The sequence below is a fragment of the Pseudomonas sp. KH_046_1 genome (genome assembly GCF_057839025.1).
The window spans coordinates 5,056,636-5,071,697 of record NZ_CM174481.1 but is presented as its reverse complement, the minus strand read 5'-3'; the positions used below and the strand labels follow the sequence as shown (position 1 = coordinate 5,071,697).

General features: G+C 59.7%; 11 protein-coding genes and 1 pseudogene. 5 read left to right on the top strand and 7 right to left on the bottom strand.

The features are described from left to right. Positions 1–38: 38 nt before the first annotated feature. Positions 39–764 carry an RDD family protein gene (locus AC3IT9_RS23220; protein WP_150726729.1) on the bottom strand — a complete coding sequence of 242 codons (726 nt, stop codon included), beginning with the start codon at positions 762–764 and terminating at the stop codon, positions 39–41. A gap of 200 nt (positions 765–964) precedes the next feature. Here AC3IT9_RS23220 and sbcB point away from each other — a divergent pair, with 200 nt between their 5' ends. Continuing rightward, on the top strand, positions 965–2,395 hold the full coding sequence (gene sbcB / locus AC3IT9_RS23215) for an exodeoxyribonuclease I (RefSeq protein ID WP_489271116.1): 1,431 nt from the start codon (positions 965–967) through the stop codon (positions 2,393–2,395). 99 nt (positions 2,396–2,494) lie between these two features. Here the strand turns inward: sbcB and mvaT are convergent, their stop codons facing one another. Continuing rightward, positions 2,495–2,872, bottom strand: coding sequence for a histone-like nucleoid-structuring protein MvaT (gene mvaT / locus AC3IT9_RS23210; protein WP_007933316.1), 378 nt, complete (start codon positions 2,870–2,872; stop codon positions 2,495–2,497). A 324-nt stretch (positions 2,873–3,196) separates the two neighbouring features. On the opposite strand from mvaT, the gene purU reads away from it, so the two are divergent. Next, positions 3,197–4,045 carry a formyltetrahydrofolate deformylase gene (gene purU / locus AC3IT9_RS23205; RefSeq protein WP_007993692.1) on the top strand — a complete coding sequence of 283 codons (849 nt, stop codon included), beginning with the start codon at positions 3,197–3,199 and terminating at the stop codon, positions 4,043–4,045. Between the two features lie 242 nt (positions 4,046–4,287). On the opposite strand, the gene gpgD is transcribed toward purU, so the two are convergent. From gpgD to AC3IT9_RS23185, 4 genes and pseudogenes are all read right to left on the bottom strand, one after another. Beyond that, positions 4,288–5,064 carry an N-acetylglucosaminyl phosphatidylglycerol deacetylase gene (gene gpgD, locus AC3IT9_RS23200; RefSeq protein WP_150754462.1) on the bottom strand — a complete coding sequence of 259 codons (777 nt, stop codon included), beginning with the start codon at positions 5,062–5,064 and terminating at the stop codon, positions 4,288–4,290. After that, the gene (gene gpgS, locus AC3IT9_RS23195) at positions 5,057–6,169 is read right to left on the bottom strand and encodes an N-acetylglucosaminyl phosphatidylglycerol synthase (RefSeq protein ID WP_489271115.1); all 1,113 of its coding nucleotides are present in this window, start codon (positions 6,167–6,169) and stop codon (positions 5,057–5,059) included. Before gpgS ends, gpgD begins: the two co-directional genes overlap by 8 nt. A gap of 229 nt (positions 6,170–6,398) precedes the next feature. Continuing rightward, positions 6,399–7,163, bottom strand: coding sequence for a methyl-accepting chemotaxis protein (locus AC3IT9_RS23190; RefSeq protein ID WP_412072454.1), 765 nt, complete (start codon positions 7,161–7,163; stop codon positions 6,399–6,401). 93 nt (positions 7,164–7,256) lie between these two features. Continuing rightward, a pseudogene (locus AC3IT9_RS23185) lies at positions 7,257–8,288 on the bottom strand (HAMP domain-containing protein); the annotation flags it as partial. Positions 8,289–8,476: 188 nt separating this feature from the next. Between AC3IT9_RS23185 and AC3IT9_RS23180 the strand changes: the two are divergent. Then, complete coding sequence (locus AC3IT9_RS23180; RefSeq protein WP_489271114.1) at positions 8,477–9,955, top strand: helicase HerA-like domain-containing protein; 1,479 nt, start codon at positions 8,477–8,479, stop codon at positions 9,953–9,955. Positions 9,956–10,074: 119 nt separating this feature from the next. Here AC3IT9_RS23180 and AC3IT9_RS23175 read toward each other — a convergent pair whose 3' ends face one another. After that, the gene (locus tag AC3IT9_RS23175; protein WP_057713506.1) at positions 10,075–10,530 is read right to left on the bottom strand and encodes a DUF721 domain-containing protein; all 456 of its coding nucleotides are present in this window, start codon (positions 10,528–10,530) and stop codon (positions 10,075–10,077) included. A gap of 307 nt (positions 10,531–10,837) precedes the next feature. Between AC3IT9_RS23175 and secA the strand changes: the two genes are divergently transcribed. Both secA and argJ read left to right on the top strand, forming a co-directional pair. Further along, positions 10,838–13,573 carry a preprotein translocase subunit SecA gene (secA, locus tag AC3IT9_RS23170; protein ID WP_489271113.1) on the top strand — a complete coding sequence of 912 codons (2,736 nt, stop codon included), beginning with the start codon at positions 10,838–10,840 and terminating at the stop codon, positions 13,571–13,573. Between the two features lie 119 nt (positions 13,574–13,692). Then, positions 13,693–14,910 (top strand): bifunctional glutamate N-acetyltransferase/amino-acid acetyltransferase ArgJ, encoded by a 1,218-nt coding sequence (gene argJ / locus AC3IT9_RS23165; RefSeq protein ID WP_489271112.1) that lies wholly within the window; start codon positions 13,693–13,695, stop codon positions 14,908–14,910. The last annotated feature ends 152 nt before the right edge of the window (positions 14,911–15,062 follow it).

The following is a 15,062-nucleotide window of genomic DNA, read 5'->3' as shown; positions in this document are numbered from 1 at the left end:
CTATTCGGCCTTGTGCCGGCTTTCAAAAAGGCTTTGCTTCATGCCGGCCCCAACAAGCCGCGGGCGATGCCGTTGAGCTCGGTCACCGCCTGCGGGGGCTGGACTTGCAAGGGTTGGGCAAGAATCGAAGCCAGTTCATTGACCCGCGCTTCGGAGAGTTCACCCTGGCGCTCGGCAAATCCGAGGATGGCCCGTTGCTCGGTGAGTGTCAGGACAAAGGCCGGGCGACGCGGCTGGGCTTCGGGAAGCTGGGGACGGGTGTGCGATTGTTCGCGGTAGATCACCAGAGTCCCGGCGGCGATATCGCCGAGGCGCTTGAAGTGGGGATGTTGCAGGCAACTGATGGCCCCGAGGAAGTAACCGAACGGCAGCAGGTCGACAACGCGCAGCAGGTTGCGCAGCAGCGACGCGGACCAGCCGACCGGGGTGCCATCGTCGTGCACCACCCGCAAGCCCATCCATTGCTTGCCCGGCGAGCGGCCGTGGTTCAACACCTCGAACAGCACCATGTACCACCAGCTCACCACGAACAGCAGGATCGAGCCGAGTCCGGCCCCCAGTTTGCCGAGCATCGCCAGTGCAATGAACAGTACGCCCAGGACCAGGCCGCGCAATCCAAGATCGATGGAGAATGCCAGCGCACGGACCATCAACCCGGCCGGGCGCAGTGGCAGGTCGACGCCCTCCGGCGTTTCGACCTGGTACCGCGTATCCAGCGGCGGTGACAGCGGCGCAGTCCCTGGCAGTGCTGTGGTCTCGAGCATGGGCAACCTGATGATGTGGCCTTATTCGGGATTGTGTATCCATTCGATGCTAGCAGCCTATTCGAGGGACGGGGGCGGGGGGGAACGACATAACTATGTATTGCATGGTGAGCCGGGCAAGCTGCTTGAATGACAAGATTACTGGCCGGGGCGGGAGGTGAACGCCTAGACTTTGCCGATCTTCAGTTCAGGAATCGCCCGTGACCTCCATCTTCTGGTACGACTACGAAACCACTGGCATCAATCCCCGTTGCGACCGTCCATTGCAAATGGCCGGCCTGCGCACGGACTTCGATCTCAATGAAATCGACGAGCCGGTCAATCTTTACTGCCAGCCCAGTGATGACATCCTGCCGCATCCGGCTGCCTGCACGATCACCGGAATCACCCCCGGGCAACTGCAGGCGCAAGGCTTGAGCGAAGCCGATTTCATGACCCGGGTGCATGCCCAGCTCGCGGCGCCCGGTACCTGTGGCGCGGGGTATAACACCTTGCGTTTCGATGACGAGATGACCCGCTACAGTCTGTACCGAAACTTTTTCGACCCGTATGCGCGGGAGTGGCAGGGCGGCAACAGCCGCTGGGACCTGATCGATGTGGTGCGCGCCGCCTATGCCTTGCGCCCCGATGGCCTGGTCTGGCCGACCGATGACGAGGGGCGGGTCACGCTCAAGCTCGAACGCCTGACCACTGCCAACGGCATCGATCATGGCAATGCCCACGAAGCGCTGTCAGACGTTCGCGCGACGATCGCCCTGGCGCGCCTGATACGGGAAAAACAGCCAAAGCTGTACGACTGGCTGTTTCAACTGCGCAGCAAGCAGAAAGTCATGGACCAGATACGCCTGCTGCAACCGCTGGTGCATGTTTCCGGACGTTTTTCGGCCGCGCGCAACTATGTGGGGGTGGTGTTGCCGCTGGCCTGGCACCCGCGCAACAAGAACGCCCTGATTGTCTGTGATCTGCACCTCGATCCCCAGGGCTTGCTCGACCTGGATGCCGAAAGTTTGCGCCAGCGCTTGTATACCCGCCGCGACGAACTGGCCGAAGGCGAGTTGCCGGTGCCGTTGAAGCTGATTCACATCAACAAGTGCCCGGTGGTGGCACCGTTGTCGGTACTTCGCAAAGAAGACCAGCAACGCCTGGGCCTGGATATGGCGCTATATCAGCAGCGGGTGTTGCGGCTAAATGACGCGCAGAAAGTTTGGCTGGATAAAATCCTGGCGATTTATGCCCGCGAAGATTTTTCCCCGAGCCAGGATCCGGAGCAACAGTTATATGATGGATTTATCGGTGATCGGGATCGGCGATTGTGTGAACAAGTCAGAACCGTTGACCCGATGCAATTGGCACAAGAGCAGTGGCCTTTCGATGACGAGCGTTTGCCTGAATTGCTGTTTCGATATCGCGCACGCAACTTTCCCGAGACGCTGAATTCCGAGGAGCAAGAACGCTGGCGAATATTCTGTCAGAAACGTTTGTCAGAACCGGAGTGGGGGGCGCCAAATACCCTTGAATGTTTTGTAGAAGCCGCGGCCCAATTGAGCGTTAGTGCTACTCCGTTTCAGCAGGGGGTGCTCAGTGAGTGGCAGGATTATGTCCAGGGATTGCGCCAGCGTTTGCATCTTTGAAATCGAACATGCCAGGGCTTAAACACCGCGCATAAAAAAACGCCAGCATTTGCTGGCGTTATTTTTTGTCACGGATCCGTCTGCGACAAGCTCTGAGGCTTAGCCCAGCAGGGTAGCCCAGCCTTCTACCACGTCACCGCCCCACTTGGCTTTCCACTCTTTCAGAGTCTTGTGGTTGCCACCTTTGGTTTCGATGACTTCACCGTTGTGCGGGTTTTTGTATTGTTTAACTTTGCGAGCACGCTTGGTGCCGGTAGTTTTCACAGCACCGCCGCGTGGTGCCTTGGTTTTGGATTCTGGATCCAACAGCGCGATGATGTCACGCAGGGACTTGGAGTACTCACCCATCAGGGTGCGCAGTTTGCCTTCGAATTCCAGCTCGGTTTGCAGTTTGTCGTCTTGGGACAGGTTCTTCAAACGGGCTTGCAGCTCTTTGATAGCTTCTTCGGTGGCACGGTATTCGTTGATCAAGGACATGTGGACTACCTTATGTTGTACGCTGGATGGCAGGTGACAGTGCGGCAATAATAGTCACGGTGTTTCATCAAGTAAACATTTAAGCCAACTTTATTTAATTTAGTTGCTGTGGTTTTGGCGCACATTGGTAATGCAGTTATTGTCTGTCGGATATACATAAATTAACAATTGACCTGCACCGCTAGAGCGTCCGGGCGAACAGGCACTGGTGCTGTCCGCCCTGCCGCACCGACCTTCCGGCAGGGCGAAACGTCAACAATACTGCAGTTTTGCTGCGCAATCGCTAGAATGGCGGCCTTTGCGAAGTTCTGGAGTTTCCCCCTCATGCGCACTTTTCGTCTGGTGATTTCTTGCCCGGACCGTGTTGGCATCGTTGCCAAAGTCAGTAACTTTCTGGCATCACACAACGGCTGGATCACTGAAGCGAGCCATCACTCGGACAATCTCAGTGGCTGGTTCTTCATGCGTCACGAAATCCGTGCCGACTCCCTGCCTTTTGGTATCGAAGCGTTTCGTGAAGCCTTTGCCCCGATCGCCGAAGAGTTCTCGATGGACTGGCGCATCACCGATACCGAGCAAAAGAAACGCGTGGTCCTGATGGCCAGCCGCGAGTCGCACTGCCTGGCCGACTTGCTGCACCGCTGGCACAGCGATGAACTGGACTGCGAAATTTCCTGTGTGATTTCCAACCATGATGACTTGCGCAGCATGGTGGAGTGGCACGGTATCCCGTACTACCACGTCCCGGTCAATCCGCAGGACAAGCAGCCGGCTTTCGCCGAGGTTTCGCGCCTGGTCAAACAGCACGATGCCGAAGTCGTGGTGCTGGCCCGCTACATGCAGATCCTTCCGCCCGAGTTGTGCAGCGAATACGCGCACAAGGTCATCAACATTCACCACAGCTTCCTGCCGTCGTTCGTCGGTGCCAAGCCGTACCACCAGGCCTCCCTGCGTGGCGTGAAGCTGATCGGCGCGACCTGTCACTATGTGACCGAAGAGCTGGATGCCGGCCCGATCATCGAGCAGGACGTGGTGCGCGTCAGCCACAGCGACAGCATCGAAGACATGGTGCGTTTCGGCCGTGATGTCGAGAAGATGGTGCTGGCCCGTGGCCTGCGTTATCACCTGGAAGACCGCGTGCTGGTGCACGGAAACAAAACCGTCGTCTTCTGACGGACCTGCGGCACAGTTGAAATTCGAAGGGCCTGGGCGTTCAATCGCTTCAGGCCCTTCGCCGTTTCTGCACCGAGGACATGACCATGGCCGATCCACTGGACAAAGCTACATCCAAGGCTCCCGCCACGCTGGGCGAGGGTTGCCTGAGCCGCTACGATCCGGATGACATGGGGCCTGAAACCGGTACGGAGTTTCCTGATGCCGCGCAGTTGTGGGAGCAGTTGCAGCAAGAGCGCGACTCAGGCGGCACGGCCCAGTCGGTCGTTTTGCAGCGCCAGCCAGTGGGTCTTGGTCATTGGCACCCGTCCGTTGTCGAGCAGGCGTTCGAGGGTTTGTAGCCAGTATCGACGCGAGAACTCATGGCGCATGTCCACCGGGTGCAGGCCCAGGCGAATCACCGGGGCGTGCTGCCAGCGTTGTTCACGCCGGTCGCTGACGAGCTTCGATACACCCCGGCGCCAGGCACTGCGCGCACTCCAGACCAGCCCCGGTGCCTCGAACGCGATGAAATCCGGTAGCCGGTATAAATGTTGCGAGTCGCTGGTGTAACTCAGCGGCAATTGGCGCAATGCCTGGCGAGTGCCATGGCTCATCAGCCAGGCCGGGGCGATGAACCCTTCCAGCGGCCAGTCATGCCGGTGGAACATCTCGATGCCCGAACGCAGGCGGGCGAGGGCGGCTTCCTGCGACAAACGGTAAAACTCGCCTTCGTGGGTGTAGACCCGACGCATGAACCAGTCGCGGGGATTGCTGGTCATCGGTCCGTCGTCGCAATGGAAATAGCCATGCAGTGCCAGTTCGTCGCCCCGGGCAACCCTGGCACTGAGCTGGCGGCGAAATTGCGGATGGGCGTCCAGATTGTTGTGTTTGTGGAAATCCGGTACCACCAGCCAGGTGATCGGCACGCCACCCAAGGCGTCGACGGCTTTGACGAACGGTTGGTAATCGGCCCAGGTGGGTGGCGCCACGTCGTGCAGTACCAGCAGTAAAGCGGGACTGTTCATGGACTCAACCATTGGCTGTCAGCGGCCATTGGCTGCCGAGCACGGCGTGATAGTGCCGCAACAGGCTGTTGACCACCGTATCCCAGGCGTAATGCCGTTCGACATGCAATCGCGCTTGTCGGCCCAGCGCTACGCTGCCCGACCCGAACAGCTCTCGAACGGCGGTGGCCATCGCGGCGGGATTGTTCGGCGCACAGAGCAGGCCGCAGTCATCGGTGACGATTTCCTCGAAGGCCCCGGCCGCCACGGCCACCACCGGTATACCGCTGGCCATGGCTTCGAGTAACACCAGGCCGAAGGTTTCCTGATCGCCGGCGTGCAACAGTGCATCGGCACTGGCCATCAGGTGGGCAACTTGTACGGCCGGGCAGAACTCGTCGATCACCGTCACGTTGGACGGCACGGCCGTGGGCATCGACGAGCCAACCAGCAGCAGGTGATAGCGTCGGCCCAGGCGCTTCATGCAGTCGAGCAGCACCGGCAGGTTTTTTTCCTTGGAACCGCGCCCGGCGAAGATCAAGAGGCGGGTGTTTTCGTCCAGGCCCAGTTTGGCCCGCAGCCCGGGGTCTCTGGCATCGGGATTGAAGGTTTGCAGGTCGACACCGAGCGGCTGCACGAAGACATTCCTGACCCCAAGCCCGGTGAGCTTGTCGGCCATGACCCGGCTGGGCGCCAGAACCCGGTCGAAGTTGCCGTAGAGCTTGCTCACATAAGCCTCGACGTTGTTGGTCACCCAATGGCCCATGCGGTTGCTGACCAGCAGCGGCAGGTCCGAGTGATAAAAGCCGATGACCGGTACGTCGAGTTGCCGCCGCGCATCCAGCGCCGCCCATGCGGTGAGGTAGGGGTCGCCGACTTCGATCAGATCGGGTTGCAAGTCTTGCAGGACATTGCGCCAGGGCGCGAGACGCAGAGGGAAGCGATAGCCCTTGCCGAAGGGCAGGGCAGGTGCCGGAACGGTGTAAATGCCATCCTGCTCGCCAAAAGAAGATCCGGGAATCAACAAACTGTGGCGAATGCCCGGTTTGATGCCCAGGCGACGGTGCTTGGCATCCAGATAAGTGCGCACGCCACCGCTGGCAGGGGCGTAGAACATGGTGATGTCAGCGATATGCACGATGAACGATCCTCCGGTCCTGGTACTCCTTTGGTTGACCTATATGAAGGATAGATGTTCGGTTGGGGGTTGTGCGGGTGGGGGCGTCAGCGGGGGGGGGGGGTGTAGTGTTTGGCAGGCCGCTATCGCGAGCAGGCTCGCTCCCACAGTAGATCTCCAGTGCGACAAAGATCCCTGTGGGAGCGAGCCGGCTCCGGGCGGCGTTCCGACGATGGGGCCAGTTCAGGTGCTAGATACGGAAACTGCCTACCAACTGCTTCAACCGCGCCGCCTGCTGCTCAAGGTCCGAACACGCGCGCAAGGTCGATTGCAGGTTTTCCACACCTTCCTGGTTCAGCGTGTTGATCTCGGTGATGTCGACGTTGATCGACTCCACCACGGCGGTCTGTTCCTCGGTCGCGGTGGCTACCGACTGGTTCATGCCGTCGATTTCACCGATACGCAGCGTCACGCTGTTCAGGCGCTCGCCCGCGAGGTTGGCGATTTCCACGCTGTCCTGGCTGTGGCGCTGACTGTCGCTCATGGTGCTGACCGATTCCCGGGCGCCGACCTGCAGCTCCTCGATCATGGTTTGCACCTGTTGCGCCGATTCCTGCGTGCGGTGTGCCAGGTTGCGCACCTCGTCCGCCACCACGGCAAACCCGCGACCGGCTTCACCGGCGCGCGCGGCTTCAATCGCGGCGTTGAGTGCCAGCAAGTTGGTTTGCTGGGAAATGCTGGTGATCACTTCGAGAATCTGCCCAATGTTCACCGTTTTGCTGTTCAGCGATTCGATATTGGAGCTCGATGCACTGAGCATGCTCGACAGTTGATTCATCGCCACGATGCTGCGGTCCACCACTTGCTGGCCGTCTTCGGCCAGGCTGCGGGCATCGCTGGCCTGGCTCGAAGCCTGAGCGGCGTTACGGGCAATTTCCTGGGCGGCGGCGCCGAGCTGGTTGATGGCGGCCGCCACGCTGCTGGTGCGCGAGGCTTGCTGGTCGGAGTTGAACATCGACGAGTTGGAAGCGGCCACTACGCGCAATGCCACTTCGTTGACTTGCCCGGTGGCCGAGGACACTTCGCGGATCGAGCCGTGAATGCGCTCGACGAAACGGTTGAACGCGGTGCCGAGGGTACCGAACTCGTCATTGTTCTGGATGGTCAGGCGCTTGGTCAGGTCGCCTTCGCCGTCGGCGATGTCGGCCATGGCGCGGGTCATGACGTGCAACGGCTGGATCAGGATGCGAATCAGCATGCCGAGCAGGGCGATGATGATGGCCACGGCAATGATGGTCGCGACAACCGCCGAGGTGCGGAATTCGCTGAGCATCGAGTAGGCTTTTTCCTTGTCGACCGACAGACCGATGTACCAGTTGACCGACGACAAGCCTTTGATCGGGGTGAAGGTCACGATGCGGGTTTTGCCGTCGACCTGGATTTCGCTGATTGCGCTGCTGATGGCCGGCGTGTCTTGCGGGTAGACATCCTTGAACGTCTTCATCGCCAGCGCTTTGTCGGGATGCACCAGGATCTTGCCGTCGGAACTGACCAGGAAGGCATAACCGATGCCGTTGAAATCCAGCGTGCCAAGGCTGTCGGCGATCACCTGCAAACTCAGGTCGCCACCGACCACGCCGATGTTCTGGCCGTCCTTGATAACGCTGTCGACAATGGAAATCACCAGTTGGCCGGAGGCCAGATCGATATAAGGCTCGGTCAATGCCGAACCGCTGCTGCCTTGCGCGCTCTTGTACCAGGGGCGTGCTCGCGGGTCATAGCCATCGGGCATCTTGCTGTCCGGGCGAATGATGAAAGAGCCATCCTTGCTGCCGAGGTAGGCGCCCATGAAGGTCGAGGTCACGGCTTTTTGTACAAGCAGGCTGGAAATGTTGTCGGCGTCGGGGTTGAGCGCGACAGTTTGTGACAGGTTTTCAATCAGCAGGCTGCGCCCGTTCAACCAGGTCTGGATATTGTTGGCGGTCACTGCGCCCATTTGCTGCAGATAATTTTTCAGGTCATCGCGGATGGCGTTGCGCTGCAAATAGTCGTTGTACAGGGTGAATGAGGCGAAGGCGGCAATCACAATGAGGGCGGCGGCAAGCAGGATTTTATGGCTGAAACGCAGATTTTTGTTCATGGCTTGGGGTTCCGCTAAGGTCTTAATGTCCAGCGCGTGCTTTTATAAAGGGGCGCACAACGGGCAAGGTTGAAAGCAAGTGAATTTTCCGACTCTCCTTAGGGAAATTTCCGACCAGATCGTGTCTGACTGCTTTGTCGTTATCTCTATCGGCCGTGTAGGACCAAAGATTAATCATGGGTGACCAAATGCCTGACTCATTGCAACTCGTTATCGGCGCCGATCTCGAAGGGCAGCCGATTGCCCAGGCCATGCGCCTGGCGAACCGCCACGGTTTGATCGCGGGCGCGACCGGCACCGGCAAGACCGTCACTTTGCAACGAATGGCCGAAGCCTTCAGCGATGCCGGCGTGGCGGTGTTCGCCGCCGACATCAAGGGTGACCTGTGCGGCCTTGGCGCCGCCGGCAACCCCCAGGGCAAGATCGCCGAGCGGATTGCCGGGATGCCCTGGCTTAATCACAGGCCTCAGGCTTATCCAGTGACGTTGTGGGACATACACGGTCAGTCCGGTCATCCTTTACGCACAACCTTGAGTGAAATGGGGCCGCTGCTGCTGGGCAGCCTGCTGGAACTGACAGACAGTCAGCAGTCGGCGCTGTACGCCGCGTTCAAGGTGGCGGATCGCGAAGGCCTGTTGCTGCTCGATCTCAAGGATCTGAAGGCGTTGCTCAATCACCTGCGGGACAACCCCCTGTTGCTGGGCGACGATGCGGCATTGATGACCACCGGCTCCAGCCAGGCGCTACTGCGACGACTGGCGACCCTGGAGCAACAGGGCGCCGAAGCCCTGTTCGGCGAGCCGGCGCTACAACTCGAAGACATCCTCCAACCCACGGCGGATGGCCGTGGGCGCATTCATTTGCTCGATGCCAGTCGCCTGGTGCATGAAGCGCCAAAAGTCTACGCGACGTTCCTGCTGTGGCTGCTGGCTGAGCTGTTCGAACAGTTGCCGGAGCGTGGCGATGCCGACAAACCGTTGCTGGCGCTATTCTTCGACGAGGCCCACTTGTTGTTCAACGGCACGCCCCAGGCATTGCGTGATCGTCTGGAGCAGGTCGTGAGGCTGATTCGTTCGAAAGGCGTGGGTGTGTATTTCGTTACCCAGTCGCCGGGTGACCTGCCGGACGATGTGCTGGCGCAGTTGGGCTTGCGCATCCAGCACGGTCTGCGTGCGTTCACCGCCAAGGAGCAGAAGTCCCTGCGTGCGGTGGCCGAAGGTTTCCGGCCGAATCCTGCGTTCGATGCGTTGTCGGTGTTGACCGAACTCGGGATCGGTGAGGCGCTGGTCGGCACCCTGCAGGAAAAGGGCACGCCGGCAATGGTCCAGCGGGTGCTGGTGGCACCGCCGCAATCGCGGATCGGGCCTTTGAGCGAAACCGAGCGCACGGCGTTGATTGCCGGATCGCCGTTGCAGGGGCGTTATGACAAGCCGATTGACCGTGACTCGGCCTATGAAGTGCTGATGGGACGCAAGGGACTGGCACCTGAGCCCGAAGTGGAGCAGGGCAAGCAGGAACCGAGTTTCACCGAACAGGCCGGAGAGTTCCTCGGCACAGCGGCAGGGAAGGCGCTGAAATCGGCGATGCAACAGGCGGCGAACCAGATTGGCCGACAGTTGGTGCGCGGCTTGATGGGCTCGTTGCTGGGCAGCAAAAAACGCCGGTAGCTTGAGCGAACACAGTCAATGTGGGAGCGGGCTTGCTCGCGAAGAGGGCATGTCAGTCAACGTTATATTGTTTGACACACCGCCTTCGCGAGCAAGCCCGCTCCCACAAGGTTTCTGTATCAGGATTTGGTTTTGGCGTGCGCCGCCAACCGCTCCAGCGCTGCCCGCAAATTCGGGTCGCTGATGCCATCGGCCGTGGCCTGAATGGTCGCTGCCGCGTCGTTGGACAAATCCATGGTATGCCCGGCCGCACCTTGCTGAACGGTCGGCGGTTGAACTTTGAACAGGATCCGGGTCAGATTGGCAAACTCGTCGAACATTTGCAGTTGTCGTTGCAGGCGTTTCTGCTGGTAGCGCAGGCGGGTTGCCCAATGACCGTCGGTGACAATCAGCAACAAACTGCCTTCGCGCCAGGAAGCCACGTGGCAATGCTCGCGAGCGGCGGGTTGCAATTGGCTTTCGAGCAAACGTTGCAGATGACCCAGGCGTTGAGCGTGGCCGAGAATGGCCTTCAGCGGCTTGGCTTCGCGTAGTAGAACGGCAGGTACTTTGGCCGTAAGTGGGCGAAATGCCATGATCAGACACCTGAAGTAACAGAGGCGCCATGGTAGCAGAAAGCGCCGGATGCACCCGCCCATTGCTTTTGTGGGTGCTTTGCCCATTAAATCAACAACTAACTTCTGCCTGGAACGGCTTGAAGTTGAGCAAAACGCCCTTATTTTAAGTGAGCCCCGTCAAAGCGCTGTGCCAGCATCGTGGAATATCGCCACTTTCCTCTCCATCGTTTCCGGGTAGAATGCTCGTTCGCATGCGGCCATGAGGGCTGCACGGGCGACTCACGGGGCCGCCCTCCATCCCTTTAGTGTGGAAGATCCTGCCGATATGTTTGCGCCTTTGTTAAAGAAACTTTTTGGAAGCAAGAACGAGCGTGAAGTCAAACGCATGCTCAAGACGGTGCAACTCGTCAATGCCTTCGAAGAGCAAATGGTGGCCCTTTCGGACGATCAATTGCGTGCCAAGACAAGCGAGTTCAAGGCCCGCATCGCCAAAGGGGAATCCCTCGACAAACTGCTGCCCGAAGCCTTTGCGGTCGCCCGCGAAGCCGGTAAGCGTGTCATGGGCATGCGCCACTTCGATGTCCAGCTGATCGGCGGCATGACCTTGCATGAAGGCATGATCGCGGAAATGCGTACCGGTGAAGGCAAGACCCTGGTGGCAACACTGGGCGTTTACCTCAATGCGCTGTCCGGCAACGGTGTGCACGTTGTGACGGTGAACGACTACCTGGCCCGCCGTGACGCCAACTGGATGCGCCCGCTGTATGAATTCCTCGGCATGACGGTCGGCGTTGTCACGCCGTTCCAGCCGCCGGAAGAGAAGCGCGCTGCCTACGCCGCCGACATCACCTACGGTACCAACAACGAATTCGGTTTCGATTACCTGCGCGACAACATGGCGTTCAGCATGGAAGAAAAATTCCAGCGCGAACTCAACTTTGCCGTGATCGACGAAGTCGACTCCATCCTCATCGACGAAGCCCGTACGCCGCTGATCATTTCCGGTCAGGCCGAGGACAGCTCCAAGCTGTACATCGAGGTCAACAAACTGATCCCGACGCTTGAGTTGCACGTCGAAGAAGTGGAAGGCGAAGTCACCAAGGCCGGCCACTACACCATTGACGAGAAGTCCCGTCAGGTCGAACTCAACGAAGCCGGTCACCAGTACGTCGAAGAAACGCTGACCCGCATCGGCCTGCTGGCTGAGGGCGAGAGCCTGTACTCGGCACACAACCTGAGCCTGCTGACCCACGTTTACGCCGGCCTGCGCGCGCACAAGCTGTTCCATCGCAACGTCGAGTACATCGTGCAGGACGGTCAGGTCGTACTGGTCGATGAGCACACCGGCCGCACCATGCCGGGCCGCCGCTTGTCCGAAGGCCTGCACCAGGCCATCGAAGCCAAGGAAAACCTGAACATCCAGGCCGAAAGCCAGACGCTGGCATCGACCACCTTCCAGAACTACTTCCGTCTGTACAACAAGCTGTCCGGCATGACCGGTACGGCCGACACCGAAGCGTTCGAGTTCCACCAGATCTATGGCCTGCAGGTCATGGTGATCCCGCCGAACAAGCCGTTGGCCCGTAAGGACTACAACGACCTGGTGTTCCTGACCGCCGACGAGAAATACGCGGCAATCGTGGCCGACATCAAGGAAAGCATGGCCGCGGGTCGTCCGGTTCTGGTCGGTACTGCCACCATCGAAACCTCCGAGCACATGTCCAGCCTGCTCGTGAAGGAAGGCATCGAACACAAGGTACTGAACGCCAAGTTCCACGAAAAGGAAGCCGAAATCATTGCCCAGGCCGGTCGCCCGGGCGCACTGACCATCGCCACCAACATGGCCGGTCGTGGTACCGACATCCTGTTGGGCGGTAACTGGGAAGTGGAAGTGGCTTCCCTGGAAAACCCGACCCCTGAGCAGATTGCCCAGATCAAGGCCGACTGGCAGAAGCGTCACCAGCAAGTGCTCGAATCGGGCGGTTTGCAGGTGATTGCCTCCGAGCGTCACGAATCGCGCCGTATCGACAACCAGCTGCGTGGTCGTGCCGGTCGTCAGGGCGACGCCGGTTCCAGCCGTTTCTACCTGTCGCTGGAAGACAGCCTGATGCGCATCTTCGCCTCTGACCGGGTGAAGAACTTCATGAAGGCCCTGGGCATGCAGCCTGGCGAAGCGATCGAGCACCGCATGGTGACCAACGCCATCGAAAAGGCCCAGCGCAAGGTTGAAGGCCGTAACTTCGACATTCGTAAACAACTGCTTGAGTTCGACGACGTCAACAACGAACAGCGTAAAGTGATCTATCACATGCGTAACACGTTGCTGGCTGCCGACAACATCGGTGAGACCATCGCTGACTTCCGTCAGGACGTGCTCGACGCCACCGTCAGCGCACACATTCCTCCGCAATCGCTGCCTGAGCAGTGGGACGTGGCCGGTCTGGAAGCTGCATTGCAGAGCGATTTCGGTGTGACGCTGCCGATCCAGCAATGGCTCGACGAAGACGATCACCTGTACGAAGAAACCCTGCGCGAAAAGCTGATGCAGGAACTGATCGCCGCGTACAACGAAAAAGAAGACCAGGCGGGCGCCGAAGCGCTGCGCACCTTCGAGAAACAAATCGTTCTGCGCGTACTGGACGACCTGTGGAAAGACCACCTGTCGACCATGGATCACCTGCGTCACGGCATCCACTTGCGTGGTTATGCCCAGAAGAACCCGAAGCAGGAATACAAGCGCGAGTCGTTCACCCTGTTCTCCGAGTTGCTGGATTCGATCAAGCGCGATTCGATCCGTGTGTTGTCCCACGTTCAGGTTCGTCGCGAAGATCCGATCGAAGAAGAGCAGCGCCTGCATCAGGAAGCCGAGGCATTGGCCGCTCGCATGCAGTTCCTGCATGAAGAGGCTCCAGGCCTTGAGCAGCCGGAAGTGTTGGGCGAAGAGGTCGATGTTGCCCTCGCTGCCGCGCCGGTTCGCAACGAGCAGAAGCTGGGTCGCAACGAGCTGTGCTACTGCGGTTCGGGCAAGAAGTTCAAGCATTGCCACGGGCAGATTCAGTAAACCCGTTTCAAACGCTGAAATACCCGCGCCGCGACCGGCTTCTGCCGTCGCGGCGTTTTACCATTCGAACCACCGTTCTGCTGAAACGGTGCTGACATCATTTATAAAGGAGCGCATTCATGGCTGTTGGTCTTGGTCCTTTGCCAACGTTGCACCCGGTTGCCGGTTTTGAACTCGGTATCGCCTCGGCCGGCATCAAGCGCCCGGGGCGCAAGGATGTTGTGGTCATGCGCTGTGTTGAAGGCTCCACGGTTGCCGGCGTGTTCACCCTGAACGCCTTTTGCGCCGCACCGGTGATCCTGGCCAAGCAACGCGTGCAAGGCCCTGTGCGTTACCTGCTGACCAACACCGGCAATGCCAATGCCGGTACCGGCGAACCAGGCCTGGCCGCGGCCGAGCGCACTTGCGCGAAACTGGCCGAGTTGACCGGTGTCGATGCCAGCCAGGTGCTGCCGTATTCCACCGGTGTGATCGGCGAGCCGCTGCCGGTCGAGAAAATCGAAGGCGCGCTGCAAGCGGCCCTCGACGACCTGTCGATCCACAACTGGGAAGCTGCCGCCACCGGCATCATGACCACCGACACCCTGCCAAAAGGTGCCAGCCGTCAGTTCCAGCACGATGGTGTGACCATCACCGTTACCGGTATCAGCAAAGGCGCCGGCATGATTCGCCCGAACATGGCGACCATGCTCGGCTACATCGCCACCGACGCCAAAGTTTCCCGCGACGTGCTGCAGAACCTGATGCTGGACGGCGCCAACAAGTCGTTCAACCGCATCACCATCGATGGTGATACGTCGACCAACGACTGCTGCATGCTGATCGCTACCGGTCAGGCCTCGCTGCCGGAAATCACCCGCGCCGAAGGCGAGTTGTTCGCCAAGTTGAAGCAAGCGGTGTTCGAAGTGTGCATGGACGTGGCCCAGGCCATCGTTCGCGACGGCGAAGGCGCGACCAAATTCGTCACCGTTGAAGTCAACGGCGGCGGCAATCACCAGGAGTGCCTGGACGTCGGTTACACCGTGGCTCACTCGCCGCTGATCAAGACCGCGTTGTTCGCTTCCGATCCGAACTGGGGCCGTATCCTGGCGGCTGTTGGCCGTGCCGGTGTGCCGAACCTGGATGTGAGCAAGATCGACGTATTCCTCGGCGACGTGTGCATCGCCAGCCGTGGCGCGCGCGCGGCGACCTACACCGAAGCCCAGGGGGCGGCGGTGATGCAGCAGGAGGAAATCACCATCCGTATCGAATTGGGTCGTGGCGATTGCAGCGAAACCATCTGGACCACCGACCTGTCCCACGAATACGTGAAGATCAACGCCGAGTACCGTACTTAATACACGGTTCAAGACCGAGTCGTCCCATTCGCGAGCAAGCCCGCTCCCACAGGAGATCTTCAGTGAACACAAGATGTGCGTACTGCCCGATCAACTGTGGGAGCGGGCTTGCTCGCGAAGGCTGACGACCAGACGCTAGATATTCTGGCTTG

Coding starts and splice junctions, on each gene's coding strand:
- AC3IT9_RS23220 (WP_150726729.1), bottom strand. CDS start 764: ATGCTCGAGACCACAGCACTGCCAGGGACTGCGCCGCTGTCACCGCCG.
- mvaT (WP_007933316.1), bottom strand. CDS start 2,872: ATGTCCTTGATCAACGAATACCGTGCCACCGAAGAAGCTATCAAAGAG.
- purU (WP_007993692.1), top strand. CDS start 3,197: ATGCGCACTTTTCGTCTGGTGATTTCTTGCCCGGACCGTGTTGGCATC.
- gpgD (WP_150754462.1), bottom strand. CDS start 5,064: ATGGTTGAGTCCATGAACAGTCCCGCTTTACTGCTGGTACTGCACGAC.
- AC3IT9_RS23190 (WP_412072454.1), bottom strand. CDS start 7,163: ATGTTCAACTCCGACCAGCAAGCCTCGCGCACCAGCAGCGTGGCGGCC.
- AC3IT9_RS23180 (WP_489271114.1), top strand. CDS start 8,477: ATGCCTGACTCATTGCAACTCGTTATCGGCGCCGATCTCGAAGGGCAG.
- AC3IT9_RS23175 (WP_057713506.1), bottom strand. CDS start 10,530: ATGGCATTTCGCCCACTTACGGCCAAAGTACCTGCCGTTCTACTACGC.
- secA (WP_489271113.1), top strand. CDS start 10,838: ATGTTTGCGCCTTTGTTAAAGAAACTTTTTGGAAGCAAGAACGAGCGT.
- argJ (WP_489271112.1), top strand. CDS start 13,693: ATGGCTGTTGGTCTTGGTCCTTTGCCAACGTTGCACCCGGTTGCCGGT.